Annotated in this window: 19 protein-coding genes, 2 pseudogenes and 1 other annotated feature (1 of these 22 only partly in view); of the genes and pseudogenes, 8 read left to right on the top strand and 13 right to left on the bottom strand. The window is 41.5% G+C overall.

The genetic code is table 11. From position 1 onward, the window contains the following. Nucleotides 1-4 precede the first annotated feature (4 nt). Nucleotides 5-169 carry a response regulator aspartate phosphatase gene (locus tag ACNFN4_RS00645; protein ID WP_232489598.1) on the bottom strand — a complete coding sequence of 55 codons (165 nt, stop codon included), beginning with the start codon at nt 167-169 and terminating at the stop codon, nt 5-7. A 263-nt stretch (nt 170-432) separates the two neighbouring features. Between ACNFN4_RS00645 and ACNFN4_RS00640 the strand changes: the two genes are divergently transcribed. Beyond that, nucleotides 433-1116 carry a hypothetical protein gene (locus ACNFN4_RS00640; protein ID WP_029973324.1) on the top strand — a complete coding sequence of 228 codons (684 nt, stop codon included), beginning with the start codon at nt 433-435 and terminating at the stop codon, nt 1114-1116. Nucleotides 1117-1466: 350 nt separating this feature from the next. On the opposite strand, the pseudogene ACNFN4_RS00635 reads toward ACNFN4_RS00640, so the two are convergent. From ACNFN4_RS00635 to hmpA, 6 genes and pseudogenes are all read right to left on the bottom strand, one after another. Beyond that, nucleotides 1467-1808, bottom strand: a pseudogene (locus ACNFN4_RS00635) (HNH endonuclease signature motif containing protein). 37 nt (nt 1809-1845) lie between these two features. After that, nucleotides 1846-2283 (bottom strand): hypothetical protein, encoded by a 438-nt coding sequence (locus ACNFN4_RS00630; protein WP_029973323.1) that lies wholly within the window; start codon nt 2281-2283, stop codon nt 1846-1848. A gap of 45 nt (nt 2284-2328) precedes the next feature. Next, nucleotides 2329-2574: a hypothetical protein gene (locus tag ACNFN4_RS00625; RefSeq protein WP_029973322.1), complete on the bottom strand. Its 246-nt coding sequence runs from the start codon at nt 2572-2574 to the stop codon at nt 2329-2331. Nucleotides 2575-2952: 378 nt separating this feature from the next. Then, nucleotides 2953-3585, bottom strand: a complete 633-nt coding sequence (locus ACNFN4_RS00620) for a hypothetical protein (protein ID WP_029973321.1) — start codon at nt 3583-3585, stop codon at nt 2953-2955. 341 nt (nt 3586-3926) lie between these two features. Next, nucleotides 3927-4313, bottom strand: a complete 387-nt coding sequence (locus tag ACNFN4_RS00615; RefSeq protein WP_050569573.1) for a hypothetical protein — start codon at nt 4311-4313, stop codon at nt 3927-3929. 371 nt (nt 4314-4684) lie between these two features. Next, nucleotides 4685-5875, bottom strand: a complete 1191-nt coding sequence (hmpA, locus tag ACNFN4_RS00610) for an NO-inducible flavohemoprotein (protein WP_205160449.1) — start codon at nt 5873-5875, stop codon at nt 4685-4687. A gap of 159 nt (nt 5876-6034) precedes the next feature. On the opposite strand from hmpA, the gene ACNFN4_RS00605 reads away from it, so the two are divergent. From ACNFN4_RS00605 to ACNFN4_RS00590, 4 genes are all read left to right on the top strand, one after another. Beyond that, nucleotides 6035-6106: an SWIM zinc finger family protein gene (locus tag ACNFN4_RS00605; RefSeq protein ID WP_223204447.1), complete on the top strand. Its 72-nt coding sequence runs from the start codon at nt 6035-6037 to the stop codon at nt 6104-6106. A gap of 5 nt (nt 6107-6111) precedes the next feature. After that, nucleotides 6112-6339 (top strand): hypothetical protein, encoded by a 228-nt coding sequence (locus ACNFN4_RS00600; RefSeq protein ID WP_021494455.1) that lies wholly within the window; start codon nt 6112-6114, stop codon nt 6337-6339. Nucleotides 6340-6508: 169 nt separating this feature from the next. After that, nucleotides 6509-7018, top strand: a complete 510-nt coding sequence (locus tag ACNFN4_RS00595; RefSeq protein WP_095272626.1) for a type 1 glutamine amidotransferase domain-containing protein — start codon at nt 6509-6511, stop codon at nt 7016-7018. 151 nt (nt 7019-7169) lie between these two features. Further along, a complete protein-coding gene (locus ACNFN4_RS00590) occupies nt 7170-7298 on the top strand; it encodes a hypothetical protein (RefSeq protein ID WP_007408761.1) in 129 nt (42 codons plus the stop codon). Between the two features lie 15 nt (nt 7299-7313). Here ACNFN4_RS00590 and ACNFN4_RS00585 read toward each other — a convergent pair whose 3' ends face one another. The 4 genes and pseudogenes from ACNFN4_RS00585 to ACNFN4_RS00570 form a co-directional block, all read right to left on the bottom strand. Next, nucleotides 7314-8066 carry an SGNH/GDSL hydrolase family protein gene (locus tag ACNFN4_RS00585; protein WP_095061262.1) on the bottom strand — a complete coding sequence of 251 codons (753 nt, stop codon included), beginning with the start codon at nt 8064-8066 and terminating at the stop codon, nt 7314-7316. Between the two features lie 197 nt (nt 8067-8263). Beyond that, nucleotides 8264-8491: a hypothetical protein gene (locus ACNFN4_RS00580; protein ID WP_038462250.1), complete on the bottom strand. Its 228-nt coding sequence runs from the start codon at nt 8489-8491 to the stop codon at nt 8264-8266. Between the two features lie 47 nt (nt 8492-8538). Next, nucleotides 8539-8589, bottom strand: a pseudogene (locus ACNFN4_RS00575) (hypothetical protein); the annotation flags it as partial. 171 nt (nt 8590-8760) lie between these two features. After that, entirely contained in the window at nt 8761-9630 is an 870-nt protein-coding gene (locus tag ACNFN4_RS00570) for a cation diffusion facilitator family transporter (RefSeq protein WP_014418648.1), read from the bottom strand. A 222-nt stretch (nt 9631-9852) separates the two neighbouring features. Here ACNFN4_RS00570 and ACNFN4_RS00565 point away from each other — a divergent pair, with 222 nt between their 5' ends. The 3 genes from ACNFN4_RS00565 to ACNFN4_RS00555 all read left to right on the top strand — a co-directional run bounded on the left by ACNFN4_RS00565 (nt 9853) and on the right by ACNFN4_RS00555 (nt 11783). Further along, nucleotides 9853-10659 carry a TrmB family transcriptional regulator gene (locus ACNFN4_RS00565; RefSeq protein ID WP_007408765.1) on the top strand — a complete coding sequence of 269 codons (807 nt, stop codon included), beginning with the start codon at nt 9853-9855 and terminating at the stop codon, nt 10657-10659. Nucleotides 10660-10731: 72 nt separating this feature from the next. Further along, nucleotides 10732-11463 carry an AzlC family ABC transporter permease gene (locus ACNFN4_RS00560; RefSeq protein ID WP_003152395.1) on the top strand — a complete coding sequence of 244 codons (732 nt, stop codon included), beginning with the start codon at nt 10732-10734 and terminating at the stop codon, nt 11461-11463. Beyond that, nucleotides 11460-11783 carry an AzlD domain-containing protein gene (locus ACNFN4_RS00555; RefSeq protein WP_007408767.1) on the top strand — a complete coding sequence of 108 codons (324 nt, stop codon included), beginning with the start codon at nt 11460-11462 and terminating at the stop codon, nt 11781-11783. Before ACNFN4_RS00560 ends, ACNFN4_RS00555 begins: the two co-directional genes overlap by 4 nt. Before the next feature lie 40 nt (nt 11784-11823). Here the strand turns inward: ACNFN4_RS00555 and sr7p are convergent, their stop codons facing one another. Further along, nucleotides 11824-11949, bottom strand: a complete 126-nt coding sequence (gene sr7p / locus ACNFN4_RS00550; protein ID WP_007408768.1) for a small protein SR7P — start codon at nt 11947-11949, stop codon at nt 11824-11826. Nucleotides 11950-12068: 119 nt separating this feature from the next. Beyond that, on the bottom strand, nt 12069-13334 hold the full coding sequence (gene tyrS / locus ACNFN4_RS00545) for a tyrosine--tRNA ligase (RefSeq protein ID WP_015240395.1): 1266 nt from the start codon (nt 13332-13334) through the stop codon (nt 12069-12071). Nucleotides 13335-13384: 50 nt separating this feature from the next. Beyond that, nucleotides 13385-13400 (bottom strand) — a binding site (T-box leader); it runs 217 nt beyond the window's last position.

Genomic DNA, 13400 nt, shown 5'->3' with positions numbered 1-13400 from the left:
CTTTTTATAAATCCTCTATACACCAATTAATCGGTTCGTCTCCCATTTCATCTAAAAGCGGTTTGATCTCTTCAAAATATTTCTCAGCAGACTCAGCGTCTTGTTGTTTTATCGCGATATACCAATCATTTAATATATTTGCAACTTTTTTAGAAGCCAGTTTACTCATATGATAAACACCTATTTCTACAAATATTCTAAATTTTATCAAAAAATATTCTAGCATACCTTTACATAAAATGTAATTAATAGGAGTTTTTTCGACATCGCGCAATTCCAAAAAAAGGCTATTGACCCACTTTTTCAGAACGGTATTATAGCGGACTATTTATCTCCATTGTCGAATTTACACTTCGCTGTCCCTATTCTTAAAAAATAACAATCCCAGTATAATTTGGGTCGTAACGAATATACAATAGGGAGTGTGATTGTTTGAAGAAATTCAAGTCAGCTTTACTTTTGTTTTTGGTCACTGCATTGGTTGTAGGGGTTATGCCTAATTTTAAAGCCAAAGCAGAAAGCAATGAAATGTTGAACACCCCTGCATCAATGTCAAATGATACTGTAGGTGAGAATGTTTTTGAGATTAATGGGGAAAAGTATGTCTATTCTTACGACTTTACTGACCCTGCTGTGAATAAAGCTAAAGTTATTGAGGAAAATGGGACAGTTACAAAATTTGAATACAACAACGAAACAAACACACTTTATAAAAACGGTGAGGTCGATTTTAACCTTACTATGGAGGAAGATGGGGTATTTTCTTCTCCTAATATGTCAACTATGAAGATACCGCCCGGTGGAAAATACATGGGGAAATACAATTATAAATACAATTTGAAAGGCGTTTCTGTCGGTGTGGCAGCCACAGCTATTTCAACAATAACAAAAACACCTTACAACGTAGTATTCGCTATTGTAGGGTTTTTAGCAGGTACCCAAACAACTGCATACTATACAGTATTCCAATATCGTTATGCCTTTAAATGCAGCGCATACCCTTATGCTAATAGAACAAAATTCTACGAAGACTCTAAAAGAAAGAAAGTCCTTAAAACGGCAGACAGTCCCAAATTTTTTGGAAGCAGGCCAATCCCATCAACTTGCCGACCATAAAAACGAGGTGAAAAAATATGCAACAAGAAAAAACAACGTCTAATGTTAACAGGATATTAAAAAGATATATCCTACTGTTCCTTGTTTTATGTGCATGTTATTTTGTTTACATGGGCGTTTTGGGTAATAAATTCACTCCAGTCCCATTGATTATTTTCATCGCTGGATCAATTATTGGGGAGTTAATCAGAATAGGAAGAATGAGAAGATAGGGGGTTACATCCTCCTATCTTTTTTAAAACACACAAGCTTCACAAATTTGTTTTTACCCATTTTTCTTTTATGCTCGGGTATATAACAGTGAAGACAATAACATCGAAACAGATGAAGTTAAGTGTACGCAAAAGAATTTAATTTTTAGTCTTGGGGATTTTGTACATTCTTTCATTTGATGTTCTGTTCCCAAATCCTCCATCCTCCGTCGCTATGACACGAGGCGCATAAGGGCCCATTTACTTGAGGTTCATGCCGCCTTTATGCGGAACGATATGATTGATAACTGTCTCCGGGGTTCTTCTTCCTTGCATTAAGCAGACAGCACATAACGGATGCTTGGATAGGTAACCAGCGCGCGACGGCCTCCACTTGCTGTTATACCCCCGTTTGCCAGCTGATTCCCGGTATTGGTCATAGGCCGGTTTGGTTCGTTTGTGCTGTTCGCAGTAACCCTCCCTTGTTGGCTTGCATAATATACCTCCATATAAAAAAGCGCCCTTAAAGGTGCGCTTTTTAAAATTTAATACCCGATTGATACGTTAGCCCTGATTTATCTATAAAAGAAAAAGTATCCTCATGTCTAGTGTCAAACAATATTCTGTCGATTATCACTCCTACTATCAAATCATCATCTTCAATATGTGTATCTGCTAATCCTCGAGGACTCGGTATATAGGCTCGAGCACCATCAACCATATATAGGCATACATTCTTTACGGTAGAACCATTATAATTAAGCGAGTAATAGTGATAACTAGCCTTTGAATTTATAAATTTATCAGTAAACTCATTTGAAATATCATTATCTTCTCTATCAGGCTTTTCTTTAATTGTTACAGAAATATCTTCTCTAAGTGTAAAGGTGTATCTGTGATCCCGATCAATACTTTTAACCCAATCTTCACAATGTGCGTTCTTAAGTAACAAAGACATTAATTCTTGATATTTCACTTCAGCATCACCTCTATCAATTTTATCTATAATTCTGACAGAATACTAAATTCTTTCGATTACAAAAATTTTAGACTTAATCGTAGGAACAATATGATTCCTATTAATTTCATTGGTTTTGTGAACATACTTAATACTCTTGCTTAAGATTTTAAAATTCATATCTGAATCGTAATCAAATGTTTGTGTATCACTAAGAAATATTGAATTTTTATTATTTGCCATAAAAATTCTAATCTGTTCTGCTGTATAGATTTGATTAATCTCTAAATCAATATTCTCATATGCCATTCCCTCACCTCCTCTTCCTTATTATCGGCGAAAAAGTATTTAAAGGAACTGTTCGCGGAATTTGTCGAATTATTTATGTACAAGCATTCATTTTGTCTCACTATTATAAATCGTTCCCTTAGCTGCTTCAAACATACAAGAGAATCTTTTCTATAAATTACAGTTTAGCCTTTATCACAGCACTAACCTAACAGCCAAAAACTTTGTACATAGTCTTTCCATAACCTTAAATATAAAGAGCGCCCTCCCGATTGGAAAGCGCTTGGTATATTCTTTCTAAACTGCCCCCGCACTCAAGCCGTTAACCGCCGATTGTCCATCCTGAGATTTACCGGACACAGTTTACAGAGAATATAAAAAACACCCAAAAAAGGGTGTTTAGCTTTTAATTTTAATCTCTTTTTTAATCTGTTTATTTAAACTTTCTAGAGTAATATCAATTTCTTCTTTAAGTGAAGCAGTTTTATCTTGATTCTCTTTTGGATCTGGTATTTCATAAGTAACCAGTAAATTTAGCATTTTCTTTATAGCTTTATTTGCAATCACATTAATTTCATCAGATGAGAATATTGCAATTTCATTGACCCAATTATTTAGTTCTATCCATTTATTTCTTGCCTCATATAAGTTATTACGCTCAATGAATTTATACACTAACTTGGACGCTTCTTCGCTTGATCTTTTAAATGCATCTAATACATCTGACTCTTCTTTCTTTGTCAATTTTAGAATTTCACTTGTATAATTACGAACATCCTCTTCATTAGAACGTTCAAAAGACGGGCAACTTATAAAATAATCGCGACACGCAAGTAGAGCACCATGTGCTTGTAAAGATTTTTTATATAATTCTGGGTACATTTCATATTTCTTATTCATAGAGAAAGTATGAAAGCCCATTTTCTTTTCAAGCCAATGTTTAAGTAGTTGTAATGCTGAATTAAATACCAAAATAGTTATTGTACTTAAGATTACCTTGCCGAAAAATTCCATATTGAAAATTTCATTCACTAATATCCCTCCCACCTTATTATCGCTAAAAGAAAGGAACAATGGAATCATTTACGAAATTTGTCGAACGTTTTACGGAAGCAGTTTATAGAGAACATAAAAAAGCACCCCCGCTCACTAGCAGTGCCGCTCCCTTGATTTATTACCTATTACCATAATACCTTATCTAAAACAAAATGGTGTGCCATCTTTCTGCCGTTATTCTGCCATTTGTCTGCCATCTATTTGTTTTTTCTGCCTTAAGATTAATATAGTCTAAAATTTTTCTATAGTTCTGAATGTCATGATTAAAAAAAGAGGCTAAAGCGTTTATAACAACTAACTTTTCATGTTCTATATCCTTAATTTTCGTTTACAACTGAATTTGAAATTGTCTCTATGATTAAACATGCTTCACTAGAGTTTGCAGATAAAATTTTATTAATTGTATTAGCAATAAATTCCGCTCTTATTGGATTATCTATATATTTTCTGAGCTTTTGAATCTGCTGATCTAAAGGTATATCATTTTCGTTAAAACCTTTCAAAAACATATTGAATTTTATTTCTTGAGCAAAGTCGAATATGTTCTTCGCAAACTTCAACATTGGAGAGATTTCACTAAACATTTCAACATAATCATTTTCTACAATTGTCTTTTTCAAGTGCTTATAACCGTTGAATTCATCTCTTAACCCCTGATTCAAGTCCTCTAATCTCTGAACTAATATCTTTACTTCGCCACTCAATAAAAGCTCCCCTTTTTTTCATCAGTATAACATATCCACATTGTCCACGAATTACCCATATGTTATACTGTGCAACTGCCTGAAGCGCCGTTAGCCCTTTCCCCTACTGTTTTCAACCCATATGCCAATATTTTTCTCAACGTGTGTATGTGGCTATATCATCCAAACCGCCATATTCAGCGGCAGCCCTCAGAATATCTTATAGGCCATCGACTTGGAAATGGGCTTGTTGATCCCTTCGCGGCCAACCGCTCTAATTCCCTGTTCGTTCTCTATCCCTATTTCCCCTACTTCTGGTAAAAATCCTGTTCTCTAGAATAAAAAAGCACCCAACCCGGGTGCTTCATACATTAAAATCCTTCCTTCTTCAATCACACCATACTCAGCTGGGGTTCAAATAATTCATAGTGAATGGATTCCGGCGGTGTATTGAATTCAGAAATCAGCTTTTTCATTTCTTTAATGAACGACGGTGATCCGCACAGGTAAAAATCAGCATCTTTATCTGTCATCACTTCTTCTAACAGCTGTTTGTCAATCCGGCCTTCCCGAAAACGAATGTTTTCTGAACGGTCTTGTTCGGACGGCTCGCTGTAAATAAAGAGGGTGTCAACGGATGAGTGTTCCGCGGCTTCTTCTGCTTCATGCCGCAACGCATGATACTCTCCGCTCCTTGCCGCATGGATAAAGAGAACGTTTCGCTGCGGCTGGGTTTTGGCAACCGTCTTTAACATGCTGATCATCGGGGTAATTCCGACACCGGCACTGATGAGAACCAGATTCTTTTTGGAATCAGGGTCTAATACGAAATCCCCGGCCGGAGCGCTGATCTCAATTGAATCCTTTTCGTGTAATTGGTCATGCAGATATGAGGAAACAACCCCTTCTTTTTTCACGGAAATCCGGTAATAATCCTTACCGGACACGTCGGATAAGCTGTATTGGCGGATATGCGTATAGCCCGTGTCCGGAATGTATACTTTTACACTGATATACTGCCCTGCTTTGAATTCGGGGAGAACTTGTCCGTCTTCCGGTTTTAAATAAAACGACGTTATCTCCTTGCTTTCTTTTACCTTTTTATCAATTTTAAACACCTTATAGTCTTTCCAGCCGCCTTTTTGCGTTTCCGCTTGTTCATACATGTCCTTCTCAATTCCGATAAAAGCGTCTGCAATGACGCCGTATGCTTTTTCCCATGCCTGAATGACCTCAGGAGCGGCCCCGTCTTTTAGCACATCCTTTATCGCGATTAACAAGTACTTTCCAACGATTGGGTAATGCTCGGGCTTAACACCGATACTCCGGTGCTTATGGCTGATTTGTTTGACGACGGGGACTATGTTTTCCAGCCGGTCAATATTGGCTGCGGCCGCGATCACAGCATTCGACAAGGCCGTACGCTGTGTTTTTTTCTTTTGATTTGTCTGATTAAAGATATTCAGCAGCTCAGGGTGATGCTGAAACAGCAGGTCATAAAATCGGCCTGTGATTTCTTCACCATGCTCTTCTAAGACCGGCACTGTGCTTTTAATGATTTCAATCGTTTTTTCATCGAGCATTCTGAAATCCCCCTAAAGATGTATGCATCTCGATTGACCTGAGAAAAGAATCGTTTTTGAATTCTTTTTTATAGATTTCCCTGCTTAAAAAGGGTTAATCGTTCCAATTTGAGGCGGATTCAGGAAAAACCAGAAAAACGAAATTGCATATGAAAAATTGTGGACTTGCCACGGTGTACTTGTCCGATGCAAAACCCTCCTTGCCAGCATTTAATAAAGTACGGGAGGTGAGATGAATGGGTAAAAAATCGAAAGTGTATTACTGTGACCCTAAGTATATTGTGACTGACAAGTATACTGACAAAGAAGTGGTTTACGTCCATCCCATCAAACACATTAACAGAGAGCATATCCGTTATGTTCCCCGCCACGTTTATAAGGAAGAAACAATTCACGAAGTCATTGATCCGGGAGATCCGGGGAAATGCGGGTGTAAAAAGCATAAAAAAAGACGCAAAAAGTAATTGGTTCGATTTCTTGCCTTATCTCAAGTTAAACACGTTAGTTTCAGCAGACCTCCGTACCTTTTGGCTCCTCTTTTTCAGAGGGGTCTTTTTTCATAAGCAAATACGTTGTGAGGCGGGAATCTGCCTGATATTCTTGTCATATACAAATTCACAGGAGGCATGATGTATGAGCAAAAAAATCGCAGTTCTGATGACAGATCAATTTGAGGATATTGAATATACAAGCCCGGCGGACGCATTTAAAGAAGCGGGCCACAGTGTGGTGACAATAGATTTGGAAGCAGGGAAAGAAGTGACGGGCAAACACGGTGAGAAAGTAAAGATCGATCAAGCGATCTCAGACGCAGACGCCAAGGAATTCGATGCGTTATTGATTCCCGGAGGCTTTTCACCGGATCTTCTGCGCGGAGATGACCGCCCGGGTGAATTCACTAAAGCATTCGTGGAAAATCAGAAACCCGTTTTCGCGATCTGCCACGGCCCGCAGCTGCTGATTGATACCGACCTTCTTAAAGGAAAAGATATCACGGGATTCCGCAGCATCCGCAAAGACTTAATCAATGCCGGCGCAAATTATAAGGATGAAGAAGTCGTCGTGAGCCATAACATCGTAACGAGCAGAACACCTGACGATTTGGAAGCCTTTAATCGTGAATCATTGAACCTGCTGAAATAAGAGAAAAAAGCACAGACCCGTTCAGTCTGTGCTTTTTTTATGGACTTTTCACCGGCTCTCAAAAAACACCATCAGTTAGACCTATTCTCCGGCCCATCCATCATAAGTAAAATTAAGAGTGGTTTTTTCGACACTCGACAGGAGGTTCGCTATGTGGATGATCATTTTGCTGCTTATCATTTTAATCGGTTTTACCGGTAATATCGTCTCGCTTTTGAGAGCGCAAAAACACGCATCTCAAAGAATAATTGAGCTTTTAGAAAAGCAAAGCCGAAAATAATCTGTTAGCGCTGCGTTACCCGTAATAGTAATAATAATTCCGGCAGATTTCCTGAAATATGATTTGATGCCCTTTCTCGTTCGGATGAAGACCTTCTGACATGCACATGCTGCGGAAAGCGGGATTATACGGGTCGATAAGATCAGTATCAAACAGATCGGCATACGGTACAGAGAGGAGTGTGCAGGCTTCTTTTTGGGCTTTCACATAGTCAGCCAGCTTCAGACCCAGTTTATTTTTATCAGTATCACGGCGGACGATTTTTCCTTTTGATATTTTTGCTTGTCTCGTTGGGGTCACCACAATGATGCTCGCGCCTTTATTTCCGCTTCGCAGCTGCTGGATCACTTGGCAGAAGCCTCCGTAAAATGTGGTGATATCCTTTTCATCTGTACCGATGGGAATGTGGTTGCACCAATCATCATCTGTTCCCTGGACAATGATGACATCATGTCCCTTTGTTTTAAACGCCTGCTGATAAATGTTATCGCTTCCGTTGTTGCTCATATTAACGCCGCTGACAGACAGATTGGTTATTTCAGCGTTTGTCCGGTCTTTCAGAATGTCACCAAAGCCGTATTCCGCACGCAGCCCCCGGGCGACGCTGTCACCTAAGATCGCGATTTTTGAAGCCTTCCGCAGCCTGCTTATGCTGATGAAGTCAATGCTGATATGCCCGCTGTCCGTGATATGCAAAAGCTTGCTGCTTATGTTTGGCAAAGAGACTGTCTTTCCTTCAGAGTTATAAAAATCCTCATTCAGCTTCATTCGGCGTCATCCCTTCCTTTTTATCCTCCGGCATCTTTTTTGACATAAAAAACGGACACGAACAAACAGCGCCATGTTGTCAGTTCAGTGTCCGCGGATGATGATACCGGATCTTTTATGCAGTTCTCTTGCCATTATAGCAGATCCCCGTTACTTGTAATAGAGTCTGCAGTCAGCATTTAAAACAGCGTTTGCGGCTACGTTTTTGATGAGACCGTCTGCTGCGGGAACGGTGTGTCCGGCGATGCGTCCGTCTTCTGCTGCGGGAACGGTGTGTCCGGTGATGCGTCCGTCTTCTGCTGCGGGAACGGTGTGTCCGGTGATGCGTCCGTCTTCTGCTGCGGGAACGGTGTGTCCGGTGATGCGTCCGTCTTCTGCTGCGAGAACGGTGTGTCCGTTTTCTGCTGCGGGAACGGCGCGAACATTTTTTAGAAACCGGTTCTTGGTATAAATACTCCCCTAAACCTTCTCTTTCCGCAACGGCAACTCCATGTTCAATTTCTTTAACAGAAATAGCGTTCAATTCTGTTCACCTCCCTTTTTCTTTACAACATAACGTATGAAATGAACCCCTCACGTGTATAAGCTTATCTCTCATATGAGCGAGAAATAGTCATTTATACAACAAAAAGACCCGTGGGAACGGGCCTTTTGTAGACATTTTGCCGGGAACAAAAGCAAACTTAAGATCGATTTATTTCTTCCTCTCGCTCTCCGGCTCGGGGTGAATCATTACCTGTGCTTGTTTGAATTCATTCGTAATATCTCTTTCAATGCGGTCACACAGGTCATGCACGTCTTTAATCGTCACGTGAGAGGCTACGACCAGGTGAAAATCAATATACTCCTGCGGGCCGGAGCGCCTTGTACGAAAATCGTGAATTTCAATAAATTCCTGTTGAAATGTTTCAATAATCTTTAAAATTGTTTTTTCTTCCTCTTCCGACAAACGGGTATCAATCAGCGGCGGGAATGCTTCTTTCATTAACTTAAACGCTTCATATATGATATACACCGCCAGCACCATACCTATAATGGGATCAAGTATGTACCACTCCGTTACGGTAACGACCAAAAGACTTGCCGCTACGCCTAATGATGTGTACACGTCAGTCAGTAAATGCAGGGCATTTGATTTCATTGCCACGGAATTAACCTTTTCGGCTTCTCTTTTTACGAACTTCGAAACGATCAAATTAATGAGAGCCCCCGCAAGCATCACAACAATTCCCAATACGGGCAGATGAACCGGCGCCGGGTTCACCAGTTTTTGAACGCATTCATATATCATCCAAATCCCTGCCGCAAAAATCAGAATCGTCTCGATAGTCCCCGACAGATTCTCGACTTTTCCATGACCGTACGGATGCCCTGTATCAGCCGGCTTTTTTGAAATCCTGACGGAGATAAAGGCAATGAAGGCGGCGATCAAATCTAAAAAAGAATGAATGGCTTCAGAAAGTATCGCGACAGATCCGGTTATTATACCCACCACTATTTTGAGCATGACGACCAGGGAATTGCTTATAACCGATAAAAAAGCGATTTTAGAGGTGTTTTCCACCGTGATCCTCCTCTTTTTAACTTCTTGAATTTATCGTATCAAACGGCATTCGTGTGGGTCTACGGCAACGTTTTTCACAAAAGCCATACATGTAACTCACCATAAACTAAGTTGGAAAGCGACAAAACAGGCGCACCTTTCTTTCAGCACTCAAGTCCCATTGACAAGATATAACCGCTTACATTATAGTAGTTTCATGAATAACCACTACGGAGGATGTTTATGGAGGATGTTCTGAAAGAATTACAGAAGTTTGGATTTTCTCAATATGAATGTAAAGCATATATCGGCTTGTTGAAACACTCGCCTGTTACCGGATATGAAATCAGCAAAAGGTCAGGCGTCCCCCGCTCAATGATCTATGAAGTATTGGGGAAATTAGTTGATAAAGGCGCTGTCCATATTGTGCCGTCTGATCCGGTTACATATGCTCCGCTTGCCGGAAAGGAATTAATCGACCGGCTCCGGCACGATTTCGAGAGCTCATTCGGCTACCTTGAGGAAAAGTTATTGGCACTGGAAAGCGAGCAGGAGATGAATGTCATCCGCCGCATCAGCACGAATGATCATGTCATCAATGAGATGAAGGATATGATTGAAAAAGCCGAGGAAGAGTTGTGGCTGTCTGTCTGGGAACAGCAGATTCCCTTTATTCAAGAAGCCGCTAACAAACGCGCCGCCGAACAATTGCCCGTCTTTTCGATTGTGTTCGGCCCTCCGGAAGTGAAGCTCGGAAATACGACAAATCATAATATGTCTCCTGAAGTGGCGGAGAAACGGATGGGCGGAAGATTAACGATAGCTGCCCGCGATAATAAAGAAGTCTTAATCGCCAATTTTTCTCCGCAGACGAATGCCTGGGCCATTAAATCAGAAGATCCCGCTCTCGTTCTCGTGGCTATGGAATATATGAGGCACGATCTGATGTTCGCGGAGCTTGTGAAAGAAGTCGGGGCTGAGAAAGTTGAAGGCCTGATGAAACAAAACCATTCGTTATTTCATGTCGTCACCGGAAATCGGTTCATATAAATGTGAACCGTATTTTCTTTGATTTTTTCATTAGTCGTTATCATTATAATCTCTATGAAAGGAGTATAAAAAATGATTAACACAGAAGTGCAAAAAACCGCCGTTTCCCGGGAAATGAACGATACGTTTTTACAGGGGGTGCGGGATTGTGTGCCTACGCTGCTGGGCTATATGAGCATCGGTTTTGCTTTCGGCATCGTTGGCGTTGCCTCTCATCTAAGCATTCTTGAAATTTGTTTGTTATCTTTGTGTGTCTATGCCGGCGCCGCCCAATTTATTATTTGCTCGCTCCTTGTTTCCGGGAGTCCGATTTCCGCCATTATTTTAACGACGTTTATCGTCAATCTGCGGCACCTTCTGCTGAGCCTGACCATCGCGCCGTATTTCACGAAATACTCTTTGGCGAAAAATATCGGCTTCGGGGCTTTGCTTACTGACGAATCTTTCGGAGTAGCGGTGAACAAAGCGGCTCAGAACGGCAGGTTATACGATAAGTGGATGAACGGCCTCAATATAACCGCTTACATGTGCTGGGTTATTTCCTGCGTGATGGGCGGGCTTCTCGGACAATGGATATCTGATCCTTACGCGCTCGGCCTGGACTTTGCTTTGCCCGCTATGTTTGCGGCGCTGCTTGTGCTGCAATTGCAATCGTCCGCTTCGGAAAAGCTGAAGCACAGCCTCTCCTTAATTCTCTATATGATCATTTTTATGGTCTTGTTATCGTATTTCGTCCCGTCACACATCGCGGTCATCGTCTCAACCGTGATTGTGGCAACGATCGGGGTGGTGACGGACAAATGAGCATCAGCACACAAATGATCTGGATTATACTCGGCTGCATGATTGTTACACTTGTGCCGCGCATTGTTCCGTTTATATTTGTCCGGAACATTCAGATGCCTGAGTTGGCTTTAAAATGGCTCTCCTTTATTCCGCTTTGCATTTTGACGGCTCTGGTAACGGAAAGCATGATTGTGAAAACAAACAGCGCTTTGACCTTTGATTGGAAAGCAATGATCGTTCTCATCCCGACATTGCTTTGCGCGATGCGGACAAAAAGCTTATCCATCACGGTCATCACAGGAGTCGTGCTGATGGCCGCCGTCAGGCTGATATGGTGACAATCAAAAGCCTCCATTCCGCAGAATGGAGGCTTTCCCTTTATGATGTCGGATTTTCTTCTTCCGTCTCTGATTCCTCGGCTTTGGCTTCGGCGTTTATGCTTTGCTGCTGTTCCCAATGATCCCGCTGCAATCTTTCTTTTGCGATGGTAAACATGAAATTCACGGCGCAGCACCCCTTCCCTGTTTTGCTTATACTATGTACTGTACTCATTTCCCCGTGCAGTATTCACAAAACATAAAAAAGCAGCCTGCCGCATTGAGCGGCCGGACTGCTTTTTATTTTCAGTACGTGATCAGGAAGTATTTTTTCTTTCCGCGGCGCAGTACGGTAAATTGATCTTCAATGCGGTCTTCCGCAGTCAGAAGATGCCCGATGTCCGTCTGGCGCTCGCCGTTAATGTAAACAGCTCCGTTTTGAATGTCTTCGCGGGCCTGCCGTTTTGAAGGCGACAATTTAGATTCCACAAGCACGTCTACTAAAGACAGTTCTTCAGAGCGGTCTTTTTCAAACGAAGGTACATCTTTAAATCCTACCTTGACGTCTTGAGCGGAAAGCTCTTTAATATTGCCGCTGAACAGCGCCTGGGAGATATGAACGGCCTGCTCAAGCGCTTCGCGGCCGTGTACAAGAACAGTCACCTCTTCAGCGAGACGTTTCTGCGCTTCTCTTTTCTCAGGAGCCGTCTCCGTTTTTTCAGCATAACCTTCAATTTCCTCTTTTGATAAGAAAGTAAAGTATTTTAAGTATTTGACGACGTCGCGGTCATCTGTATTGATCCAGAACTGGTAGAATTCGTACGGCGATGTTTTTTCTTTATCAAGCCAAATGGCGCCGCCTTCCGTTTTGCCGAATTTCGTGCCGTCAGCTTTTGTGACGAGCGGAATGGTAAGACCGAAAGCTTTCGCCCCTTCTTCTTCTGATTTTCTGATCAGTTCAAGACCGGCCGTGATGTTGCCCCACTGGTCACTGCCTCCGATTTGGAGTTTGCAGTTCTTTTCTCTGTACAGATTCAGAAAATCGTAGGATTGCAGGATCATGTAGCTGAATTCCGTGTAAGAAATTCCGGTTTCAATTCTTGAGCTTACAGTATCTTTCGCAAGCATGTAGTTAATTCCGAAGTTCTTTCCGACGTCACGGAGAAATTCAATAATGCTCAGCTTTCCGATCCAGTCAAAGTTGTTCGCTATGACAGCAGGGTTTTCTCCGGCCTCGAAATCTAAAAATCGGGAAAGCTGATTTTTAATTTTTTGCGACCATTCGACAACGATATCCTGAGTATTTAACGTACGCTCCGCTTTTTTGCCGCTCGGATCGCCGATCAGTCCCGTCGCGCCGCCTACAAGCGCAATCGGATGGTGGCCTGCAAGCTGGAAACGGCGCAGTGTCAATATCGGCAGAAGGTGTCCGATGTGCAGGCTGTCAGCCGTCGGGTCAAACCCTGAGTATAAACGGATTTTTTCTTCGTTCAGCTGTTTATTTAATCCTTCTTCATCCGTCATTTGCTGGATTAAGCCGCGGAATGATAAATCCTCTAATAAGTTAGTCATTTTGTCTGCTCCTTTGTTTATGAAAATAAAAAACGCCCCTTCGTTTAAAACGAAGGGACGATATAA

Source organism: Bacillus sp. N1(2025), assembly GCF_053470005.1.
Note: the sequence above shows the minus strand (reverse complement) of the source record. Positions and strands in the feature narration are given on the sequence as shown.

What these genes read in the sequence shown, in the direction of transcription:
- ACNFN4_RS00645 (WP_232489598.1), bottom strand. Translation starts at nt 169, where the DNA reads ATGAGTAAACTGGCTTCTAAAAAAGTTGCAAATATATTAAATGATTGG.
- ACNFN4_RS00625 (WP_029973322.1), bottom strand. Translation starts at nt 2,574, where the DNA reads ATGGCATATGAGAATATTGATTTAGAGATTAATCAAATCTATACAGCA.
- hmpA (WP_205160449.1), bottom strand. Translation starts at nt 5,875, where the DNA reads ATGCTCGATGAAAAAACGATTGAAATCATTAAAAGCACAGTGCCGGTC.
- ACNFN4_RS00600 (WP_021494455.1), top strand. Translation starts at nt 6,112, where the DNA reads ATGGGTAAAAAATCGAAAGTGTATTACTGTGACCCTAAGTATATTGTG.
- ACNFN4_RS00595 (WP_095272626.1), top strand. Translation starts at nt 6,509, where the DNA reads ATGAGCAAAAAAATCGCAGTTCTGATGACAGATCAATTTGAGGATATT.
- ACNFN4_RS00590 (WP_007408761.1), top strand. Translation starts at nt 7,170, where the DNA reads ATGTGGATGATCATTTTGCTGCTTATCATTTTAATCGGTTTTACCGGT.
- ACNFN4_RS00585 (WP_095061262.1), bottom strand. Translation starts at nt 8,066, where the DNA reads ATGAAGCTGAATGAGGATTTTTATAACTCTGAAGGAAAGACAGTCTCT.
- ACNFN4_RS00580 (WP_038462250.1), bottom strand. Translation starts at nt 8,491, where the DNA reads ATGTTCGCGCCGTTCCCGCAGCAGAAAACGGACACACCGTTCTCGCAG.
- ACNFN4_RS00565 (WP_007408765.1), top strand. Translation starts at nt 9,853, where the DNA reads ATGGAGGATGTTCTGAAAGAATTACAGAAGTTTGGATTTTCTCAATAT.
- ACNFN4_RS00560 (WP_003152395.1), top strand. Translation starts at nt 10,732, where the DNA reads ATGATTAACACAGAAGTGCAAAAAACCGCCGTTTCCCGGGAAATGAAC.
- ACNFN4_RS00555 (WP_007408767.1), top strand. Translation starts at nt 11,460, where the DNA reads ATGAGCATCAGCACACAAATGATCTGGATTATACTCGGCTGCATGATT.
- tyrS (WP_015240395.1), bottom strand. Translation starts at nt 13,334, where the DNA reads ATGACTAACTTATTAGAGGATTTATCATTCCGCGGCTTAATCCAGCAA.